The organism is Moraxella oblonga NBRC 102422 (genome assembly GCF_001598275.1).
Taxonomy (GTDB): Bacteria; Pseudomonadota; Gammaproteobacteria; order Pseudomonadales; family Moraxellaceae; genus Moraxella; species Moraxella oblonga.
This window is the reverse complement of the sequence record NZ_BCYQ01000029.1, coordinates 20,189-28,757: the sequence shown is the minus strand read 5'-3', so window position 1 is coordinate 28,757 and position 8,569 is coordinate 20,189. Positions and strand designations below refer to the sequence as shown.

General features: G+C 40.5%; 11 protein-coding genes. 7 read left to right on the top strand and 4 right to left on the bottom strand.

Annotated elements, in window-relative coordinates:
* Positions 1-39 precede the first annotated feature (39 nt).
* Together MOB01S_RS08675 and MOB01S_RS08670 are read right to left on the bottom strand one after the other, a co-directional pair.
* The gene (locus tag MOB01S_RS08675) at positions 40-735 is read right to left on the bottom strand and encodes an LrgB family protein (RefSeq protein WP_066804020.1); all 696 of its coding nucleotides are present in this window, start codon (positions 733-735) and stop codon (positions 40-42) included.
* Complete coding sequence (locus MOB01S_RS08670) at positions 732-1,073, bottom strand: CidA/LrgA family protein (protein WP_281177241.1); 342 nt, start codon at positions 1,071-1,073, stop codon at positions 732-734. The genes MOB01S_RS08675 and MOB01S_RS08670 overlap by 4 nt, the downstream gene beginning before the upstream one ends.
* Before the next feature lie 379 nt (positions 1,074-1,452).
* Here MOB01S_RS08670 and ahcY point away from each other — a divergent pair, with 379 nt between their 5' ends.
* From ahcY to MOB01S_RS08655, 3 genes are all read left to right on the top strand, one after another.
* Entirely contained in the window at positions 1,453-2,817 is a 1,365-nt protein-coding gene (gene ahcY / locus MOB01S_RS08665; protein WP_066804015.1) for an adenosylhomocysteinase, read from the top strand.
* A gap of 62 nt (positions 2,818-2,879) precedes the next feature.
* Positions 2,880-3,227, top strand: a complete 348-nt coding sequence (locus tag MOB01S_RS08660; RefSeq protein WP_066804013.1) for an immunity 51 family protein — start codon at positions 2,880-2,882, stop codon at positions 3,225-3,227.
* A 178-nt stretch (positions 3,228-3,405) separates the two neighbouring features.
* Positions 3,406-3,678 carry a DUF1294 domain-containing protein gene (locus MOB01S_RS08655; RefSeq protein ID WP_169798138.1) on the top strand — a complete coding sequence of 91 codons (273 nt, stop codon included), beginning with the start codon at positions 3,406-3,408 and terminating at the stop codon, positions 3,676-3,678.
* Here the strand turns inward: MOB01S_RS08655 and aat are convergent.
* Positions 3,652-4,452, bottom strand: coding sequence for a leucyl/phenylalanyl-tRNA--protein transferase (gene aat / locus MOB01S_RS08650; protein ID WP_066804007.1), 801 nt, complete (start codon positions 4,450-4,452; stop codon positions 3,652-3,654). The two genes, MOB01S_RS08655 and aat, sit on opposite strands and share 27 nt — an antisense overlap.
* A gap of 86 nt (positions 4,453-4,538) precedes the next feature.
* Here aat and hslO point away from each other — a divergent pair, with 86 nt between their 5' ends.
* Complete coding sequence (gene hslO / locus MOB01S_RS08645) at positions 4,539-5,423, top strand: Hsp33 family molecular chaperone HslO (RefSeq protein WP_066804004.1); 885 nt, start codon at positions 4,539-4,541, stop codon at positions 5,421-5,423.
* 43 nt (positions 5,424-5,466) lie between these two features.
* On the opposite strand, the gene MOB01S_RS08640 is transcribed toward hslO, so the two are convergent.
* Positions 5,467-7,428: an ATP-binding cassette domain-containing protein gene (locus tag MOB01S_RS08640; protein ID WP_066804000.1), complete on the bottom strand. Its 1,962-nt coding sequence runs from the start codon at positions 7,426-7,428 to the stop codon at positions 5,467-5,469.
* A gap of 115 nt (positions 7,429-7,543) precedes the next feature.
* On the opposite strand from MOB01S_RS08640, the gene MOB01S_RS08635 reads away from it, so the two are divergent.
* Genes MOB01S_RS08635 through MOB01S_RS08625 form a run of 3 tightly spaced genes read left to right on the top strand, consistent with a single transcriptional unit; the run spans position 7,544 to position 8,501 of the window.
* On the top strand, positions 7,544-7,846 hold the full coding sequence (locus MOB01S_RS08635; protein ID WP_066803997.1) for a toxin-antitoxin system HicB family antitoxin: 303 nt from the start codon (positions 7,544-7,546) through the stop codon (positions 7,844-7,846).
* Positions 7,847-7,857: 11 nt separating this feature from the next.
* Positions 7,858-8,235: a hypothetical protein gene (locus MOB01S_RS08630; RefSeq protein WP_066803994.1), complete on the top strand. Its 378-nt coding sequence runs from the start codon at positions 7,858-7,860 to the stop codon at positions 8,233-8,235.
* Positions 8,236-8,288: 53 nt separating this feature from the next.
* Positions 8,289-8,501 (top strand): SlyX family protein, encoded by a 213-nt coding sequence (locus MOB01S_RS08625; protein WP_066803991.1) that lies wholly within the window; start codon positions 8,289-8,291, stop codon positions 8,499-8,501.
* Positions 8,502-8,569: the final 68 nt, after the last annotated feature.

Sequence of the window (8,569 nt, the reverse complement as noted above, 5' to 3'; positions counted from 1 at the left end):
CACCAAATTAAAAAATAGATTGTCAATAAGTCGCCCAATTTAATTTATCAAATAAGGCACTATCATCGGTGCTAAAAATGCCGTCAAAATCCCATTCAAAATCAAGCCCAATGTCGCATACGCCACAAATCTTGACCCCATTTGCATGACTCGTACCGTGCCAAGTGCATGAGAGGCTGTTCCCATAGACAAACCGATTGCCATCGGGCGTTTGATGGTCAAGAATGCCAACAGTGCCACGCCAAATACCTGCCCCACCACGCCTGCAATCAGCACGGTGCTGGCGGTAATGCCAACCACCCCACCAAGCTCTTTGGTTACCTCAATGGCGATGGGCATGGTAACAGACTTGGATGCAATTGCTACCGCCACCACATCACTACCGCCAAACAGTCGCACCAAATACACCCCTGATACCACACCCACAAACGAGCCAACACATTGCGATAAAAGGATTGGCAGCCATTGTACTTTGATTTTTTGCCATTGGATATATAACGGCACAGCAAGACAAACCACCACAGGTTGTAGCCAAAAGGTCAGATAACCGCTTGCTTTTTCAAAACTTTCCCAAGAAATACCCACAAGCTTAAACACCGCAATCACTGCTACGGTTGTAACCAATGAGGGGTTAATGAATGGGCTTTTAAATTTATTGCGAAGCCATACACACGCCTCAAAACACCCCACCATGATAAATAGCAATAAAAAAGGACTATTTAAAAGTTCACTCATGACTTGCCCTTATGGCGATTTTTTTGCCAGTTTCTTGCCCATTGATAGCTTTTGGCAGTGGAGAGTAGCACCAAAATCGTACTGATTGCGGTCGCCCCAATCAACACCCAAAAATCCACCTTGATAATGTCCAGATACTGCATGATAGAGACACATGCAGGGATAACCAGTAACACCAGATATTCTAGCATGACCTTAGCAAGAGGCTGAACGGTGGTAAGTTTTACCAAACCACTTTGTAGTCCACCAAACAAAATCAGCAACCCTATCACACTAGGCGGTAGGGGCAGATTGGTCAAGTAAATCAACACCTCCCCTAAAAATAAGCACCCAAACACCACCAAAAAGGCTTTTAAAATCACAATAATACTCAAAATGACAAAAACAACCTATTTTACAAGAAACTGACAAGTTCATCAACTTAACAAAATTTTGATGTTGTGAAATTTATTCTTAGTTTGCTATAATAGGCACACCAAGAGATGTTGCAACTTTTTAAAAGTCAGGCTTGGTTTAATGATGTTTAAATTATTAAAAATCATTATAAAACAACGACATCTGTTTAGGATTGTTGAATATTTTAACACTATTTACATTTAGTAATAATTTAGAAATAAATATGGCATTTTTACATTAAAATGGCCAAATTTTATTTTTAATTATCAATAAAAAGTTCAACATACCCTATCTTTTAACTGTTTAATAAGGAATAGATAGATGTCTAATTTTACTGACTACAAAGTTGCTGATATTGCCCTTGCCGAGTTTGGTCGCAAGGAGATTAAACTTGCCGAAACCGAAATGCCTGCTCTAATGGGGCTTAGAAAACGCTACAAAGATGCCCAGCCCCTAAAAGGTGCAAAGATTGTTGGTTGTATTCATATGACCATTCAAACAGCCGTTTTGATTGAAACGTTGGTTGAGCTTGGGGCAGAAGTGCGTTGGACTTCGTGTAATATTTTTTCAACGCAAGACCACGCCGCCGCCGCCATTGCTGCTGCTGGCATTCCTGTCTTTGCGTGGAAGGGCGAAACCGAAGAAGAATATGAATGGTGTCTTGAGCAACAAATCCACAAGGACGGTCAATTGTGGGATGCCAACTTGATTTTGGACGATGGTGGCGATTTGACAGCCTTAATCCATAACAAATACCCACAAATGCTTGATAAGATTCACGGTGTTTCAGAGGAAACAACAACAGGTGTTCACCGTTTGATTGAAATGCTGGGCAAAGGCGAGCTAAAAGTTCCTGCTATCAATGTCAATGACGCTGTTACCAAATCCAAAAACGACAACAAATATGGTTGCCGTCATTCGCTAAACGATGCCATTAAACGAGGCACGGATATGCTGTTGTCTGGTCGCCGTGCTTTGGTGATTGGTTATGGCGATGTGGGTAAGGGTTCAGCCCAAAGCCTACGCCAAGAAGGAATGATTGTGCGTGTCTCTGAGATTGACCCCATTTGTGCAATGCAGGCGTGTATGGACGGCTATGAGTTGGTGTCGCCTTTTATCAATGGCGAACAAAATCAAGGGGTTAATAAGGCTCTATTACAAGATACCGATTTGATTGTTACCACCACAGGTAACTATCATGTGTGCAACAGCCAGATGTTAAAAGCATTAAAATCAACGGCGGTGGTGTGCAATATTGGGCATTTTGATACCGAAATTGATACCCAGTTTATGCGTGATAACTGGAAATGGGTGGAAGTCAAACCTCAAGTTCATCAAGTGTACCGCTCAAACGATGAATCAGATTATTTGATTATTTTATCTGAAGGTCGCCTTGTTAATTTGGGTAATGCCACAGGACACCCTTCTCGTATTATGGACGGTTCATTTGCCAACCAAGTGCTTGGGCAAATTCATCTTTACCAAGAAAAATTTGCTGATTTGCCAAGCGATGATAAGCCTAGCAAGGTTTATGTCAAAGTCCTACCCAAAAAGTTGGATGAAGAAGTGGCGGCAGCAATGGTGGCAGGTTTTGGTGGTGTGATGACCAAGCTGACCCAAGAACAAGCCGACTATATTGGCGTGAGTGTTGATGGACCATTTAAGTCTGATGAGTATAAATATTGATTTTAACTCAATCTCAAAAGTGGTGTTTTTAATGCCACTTTTGAGTATTTTAGGAAATTACCATGACTGTTTTTAATACACAAATCCACCCATTTAAATGGATAGAACACGATGACAGTGTTTCTATTATTATGAATGATATTGGCGACTATAAACAATTTATTTTTGATAGCCGTGCCGATGAAGGTTTTGAAGGTGGTGGCTATGATTGGCAATCTTTGGCAATTGTGTTTTTGGAAGAACAAGTACCACATTTACAAGATGACATTTGTTTTGATTCAGAAAGTGGTATGTTTTGTGCTTATTCTAATAATAGCAATGCCTTAAAAGAATTTATCCTAGCCTTTAAAAATGCTTGTGAAAATGATGAATTGATTTTGGATATTTTTTCACGAGCAGAATTGGATTGATGAAAAATATTTAGTAAATTACCAAATCTATGAAAAGAGAATAGAATAACCATTGAACAAGAGATTATTTATTATCATAAAAAATACCAATGAACAAAAACACAGCACACTAAATGCCGTTTGTTTATTTGGCTTGATTTATTTATTTTTAATAGCAATGGCTGTTTTATTTTTCAATGTGAAAAAATTGATTTTTGTATGGTATATCATCACCAGCCTAATTAGCTTTATTTTTTATTGGCATGATAAAAATAAAGCCAAAAATGGAGAGTGGCGAACTTTCGAAGAGACATTACACACAATAGACATGCTAGGTGGTTGGATTGGAGCAAGTTTTGCCCAAAAATTTTTAAATCACAAAACAAGCAAAGGCACATTTAGAACAAGGTTTTATTTAAACATTTTATTTCATATTGTCGGTGCGTCAATCGCCATATTTATGATGACTTAATTGTTGCCAAGACAATAATTCCCCTACCCCAAAAGGTTCAATCAGTTGCAAAGGTTTAGCCATTGATGATTGACTTAATTCATCTAGCATTGACAAATAGACCTTTCTAGGCATAATCCTTGCCCCCAAACTCATCAAATGCGGATTTTCAAGCTGACAATCCACCAATTCTATACCACATTGTACACACAAGCTCATCAAACCCCAAAAGGCGATTTTAGAAGCGTCCGTTTGGCGGTGAAACATACTCTCTCCACAAAAGACCCGCCCTACCGTTACACCATACAGTCCACCGATAAGCTGGCTTTGGGTGGGCGTGCCGTCCCACACCTCCACGCTTATCGCCACCCCCAAATGGTTCAAATCATTGTATGCTTGTATCATGTCATGCCCTATCCATGTCTCATCGGTATAGGCTCGTGGCTGACTGCATGCTTTGATGACTTCATCAAAAGCCAAATTAACAGACAATGTCCATGCTTGGCGTTTGGCAGTTCTGATAAGAGATTTTTTTGGTTGAAAGTCCACAGGGCAAATCACACATCGCTCATTGGGCGACCACCAAGCGATGTTTTCACCTTGATTAAACCATGGAAAAACACCACATCGATAAGCGTGGAGTAAAGTTGGTACAGACAAATCTGCCCCGCCACCCAAATACCCACCACATTCAAAATCATCAAGTAATGCCAAATTTGCCACCGCCCCTCTAAAATCGTAGGGGCAAGTATCAGCAAGGGTGTGAAATTGGTCAAGAGTGATGAATTTTGTCATTATTTTTTCCTCGCAAACAACCTTTTTATTTTAAATAAAATCCCCATACATAAGCAATCATTTTTAACCCATTTTTGAGAAAATTTATGAATGACTATCGCCAACGCTTTTTTATCCAAGACTCGCCTGTGCGTGGAGATGTGGTGCGATTGACTGACAGCTTTGCCACCGTTACCGCCCAAAAAGATTATCCCAAATCTCTACAAGAGTTGCTTGGGCAAATGCTGGTTTCGGCAAGTTTGCTCATCAGCACACTAAAAATTGACGGCAAACTCTCCATTCAGCTCCAATCTGCTGACCCAAATGCCCCATTTCGCTTTGCCATGGCAGAATGCGACCACACAGGGGCGGTGCGAGCATTGGCAGGGTTTAGCAACCACAGTGATGATGAACGTGCGATTTGGCAAAATACCAAAACAGCAAATGATGCTTTTACCCTACTGGATAAGGGCGTGCTATTTATCAGCATTCACCCAGAGTTTGGCGAAAGTTATCAAGGCATCGTTGAACGTGTCAGCGATGATTTGGCAGAATGCTTGGCACATTATCAAAAACAATCCGCCCAAATCTCCACACTCATCAAACTTGCCTGCAATGACACAACAGCGGGCGGGATATTGGTTCAACTACTACCCCAAACAGACGAAGACAAAGAAAATGACCCCGACCTGTGGGACAGACTCACCACGCTTACCGCCACCATTAAGGCGGACGAGCTGACCGATTTGCCCGCAGATGAGATTTTATACCGCCTATATCACGAAGAAAATGTCGCTCTACCAGACATCACGCCCCTACATTTTGCTTGCACCTGTTCGCCAGAAAAAAGTGAGGGGGCGATTGTCCAGCTTGGGCATGATGAAGCTCTACAAGTACTTGATGCTCATGGGGGCGTACTGACGCTAGACTGCGGGTTCTGTGGTAAAGAATATCGCTTTGATAAGGCAAGCGTGGATAGTTTGTTTATTTAACAACATAAAAAAATGGGGTGATATCACCCCATTTTTATCAATGTCATTTCCCCAAATTCTCAAGTTCGTCCCAGCGTTCTAATTTTTCAAGTAGCAAGTCATCAATTTGCCCCAAGCGTTCGCTATATTTTGTTGCCAATGCCAAGTCAGAAACAAATAATGAACCGTCTGCTAATTTTTCATTTAACTTGGCTTGCTCATCTTCAAGTTCGCTAATTTCGTTTGGCAAACTTTCAAGCTCTCTTTGTTCTTTGTAGGAGAGTTTGCGTTTTTGGGCAGTTGATGAATTGGTGGTATTATCCGTTTTTGTAGGGGTAAATTGCGATTCGCCCTTACGGCTATTAGTTTTTTGTTCTTTTGGTTTTGGTGTGTCTTTTTCGGCTCGCTGTTTTTGTGCCAAATAATCAGCATAACCGCCCACATATTCAGTAATGGTGCCGTTACCGTCCTTGTCAGTCTCAAAAACCCAAGTTTGGGTAACCACATTGTCCATAAAGGTACGGTCGTGGCTAATGAGCAAAATTGTGCCATCAAAATTTGCCACAAACTCTTCTAATAATTCTAAAGTTGCCATATCAAGGTCATTGGTTGGCTCATCAAGCACCAAGACATTGGCAGGTTTGAGTAGATTTTTGGCAAGTAGCACTCGTGCCTTTTCACCTCCTGATAGGGCTTTGACAGGCGTTCTGGCACGGTTTGGTGTAAATAAAAAGTCTTGTAAATAGCCCAAAATATGGGTTTTGCGACCGCCAATTTCTACATAGTCCGAGCCTTGGGCGACATTTTCGGCAACACTTTTTTCGCCGTCCAATTGGTCTTTTAATTGGTCAAAAAATGAGACAGATAAATTAGTACCAAGTTTGACCGTGCCAGAAGTTTTGGCAGATTCATCAAGCCCCAAAATGGTGCGAATGAGCGTGGTTTTGCCCACGCCATTTTGTCCAATAATGCCCACTCTATCGCCACGCATTAGAATGGTTGAAAAATTCTTGACCAAGACTTTGCCGTCATATTCTAAGCATAACTTTTTGACTTCACAGACGATTTTGCCACTCTTTTCGGCATTGTTTTGGCTTAAAGTGATATTGCCCACCACATCACGGCGAGCGGCTCGCTCTTCTCGCAGGGCTTTTAAAGCTCGTACACGCCCTTCATTTCTAGTACGCCGTGCTTTGATGCCTTGTCTTATCCATACTTCTTCCCCAGCAAGTTTTTTGTCAAACTCTGCAAAGGACTTGGCTTCGGCTTCAAGTTCTAGCTCCTTTAACTCCTGATAGCGAGCATAACCGCCAATGCCTTGTGATACATCGTAGCTAGATAGTTTGCCACGGTCTAGTTCAATAATGGCAGTTGCCAAATTATCAACAAATTTGCGATCGTGGGTAATAAACAGCACCGTTAAATTTTGGTTTAAAAGATAGCTTTCTAGCCAGTCAATGCTTTCTACATCTAAGTGGTTGGTTGGCTCATCAAGTAGTAGCACATCAGGTTTGACCACTAAGGCACGAGCCAGTAGCACACGGCGTTTTTTGCCACCTGACAAATTAGCAAGTTTATCGCTTGGGTTTAACCCCATCGTATCAAGCAAAGTGCGTGCATTTCGCTCCAAATCCCAGCCGTGCAGTGCATCAATCTGATGTCCAATATCGGTCATTTGTGTACAAGCGTCCATATCACCCATACTACATTTGTCCGACAAATGACGATAGCTTGTTAATAAATCGGCAATCATTTTATCGCCTGCCATCACAATATCCAAAAGTGTGCCATTATCCTCTGGTACATCTTGGGCAAGCATTGCAATACGCACGCCATCGGCAATGATAATCTCACCATCATCAGGCACTTGTGTGCCAGTAATGAGCTTAAACAAGGTGGACTTGCCTTCGCCATTTCGTCCAATCAAACAGACCCGCTCGCCTGCTTCTAGTGAGAAATTCACTTTATCTAAAATGGGGGCAACGCCAAAGGCAAGGCAGATATTTTTTAGGGTAATGAGTGCCATAATATTATGATTGTAAATAAAAATGGATTATTATAACAAAAATTTGCTTTTATTTGTAGAATAAAAATTGTAGAATAGAGCAAATCGCATTTAAAATAACCTTAAAAAATAGCTTATGATTACCTTAGATTTGCCCCCAAAACTTCAAGAAACTGTCATGGCAACCGCCAACGCACAAGGCATAAGTATCAATGATTATATTGTTAATGCCATTAGCACAAGTTTGGAAAATGACATTAAGTCCATTGATGATGTCATGGTTTTTGATATGGAGGTCATGCAAGAACGATTAAAAGGATTCAAAAGCCGTGAGGAGGCGTTGAAAAATGGCTTATTATTACCGCAAGGGCTTGGTAGAGAGGGTTTAATGACTTGGCTAAATGATAATTTGCCAAAACCTGCTGAAAATAAACTTTAAAAGGCAATAATATGAAAGTAATTTTTGCCGATTGGTTAAAACAAAACTTTTTAAGTCTTGATGAAGTAGTGCGTTTGGCGATTGTGGATTTTGCGGTTCATGTAGAAGAAAATGGCGTAAGGGAATTACAAGGTCGCAATAAATCCTCCATTCTACCAAACCCAACCACCAAAAAAGAGTACAAACATGCCAAATTCGCCCAAAAATATTGCCTGTGGCATTATCATCTTGGCATTCCAGAATATATTGAACAAAGAAATGGTGATAAAACTTCCGAATATATTTTACATTATTGTTATTATCACGATGTCATTGTTTTGGTGGATATTGGCACACACCCACCATTTAGTTTACCAAGTGTGGATAAAATGAATTATTCTACTTTTTGATTAAGATGAGAATTTGATTTTATTATTTTATAAAATAAAAATTTGGATTTAAAATGACCGATGAATTAATCGACCTACAAATAAAAATCACCTACCTAGAAAAGACGGTAGACGAATTAAATACCGTCATCACCAGCCAAACCTTACAAATCCAAGATTTACAAGACCAATTAAAACTGATTTATCGTTTTTTGGAAAATCAGCATGGCAATGATGACGGCATTGCACCGTTTGATTTGTTGGCGGATAAGCCACCGCATTATTAAGGCAAGTTTCACTTTTATAACATATTGACAATATGGAAACATTTTCCTATTTTAAAATGGGAGAATGT

Excerpts from the sequence above, each read along its gene's own strand:
- MOB01S_RS08675 (WP_066804020.1), bottom strand. The coding sequence starts at position 735 with ATGAGTGAACTTTTAAATAGTCCTTTTTTATTGCTATTTATCATGGTG.
- ahcY (WP_066804015.1), top strand. The coding sequence starts at position 1,453 with ATGTCTAATTTTACTGACTACAAAGTTGCTGATATTGCCCTTGCCGAG.
- MOB01S_RS08660 (WP_066804013.1), top strand. The coding sequence starts at position 2,880 with ATGACTGTTTTTAATACACAAATCCACCCATTTAAATGGATAGAACAC.
- aat (WP_066804007.1), bottom strand. The coding sequence starts at position 4,452 with ATGACAAAATTCATCACTCTTGACCAATTTCACACCCTTGCTGATACT.
- hslO (WP_066804004.1), top strand. The coding sequence starts at position 4,539 with ATGAATGACTATCGCCAACGCTTTTTTATCCAAGACTCGCCTGTGCGT.
- MOB01S_RS08640 (WP_066804000.1), bottom strand. The coding sequence starts at position 7,428 with ATGGCACTCATTACCCTAAAAAATATCTGCCTTGCCTTTGGCGTTGCC.
- MOB01S_RS08635 (WP_066803997.1), top strand. The coding sequence starts at position 7,544 with ATGATTACCTTAGATTTGCCCCCAAAACTTCAAGAAACTGTCATGGCA.
- MOB01S_RS08630 (WP_066803994.1), top strand. The coding sequence starts at position 7,858 with ATGAAAGTAATTTTTGCCGATTGGTTAAAACAAAACTTTTTAAGTCTT.
- MOB01S_RS08625 (WP_066803991.1), top strand. The coding sequence starts at position 8,289 with ATGACCGATGAATTAATCGACCTACAAATAAAAATCACCTACCTAGAA.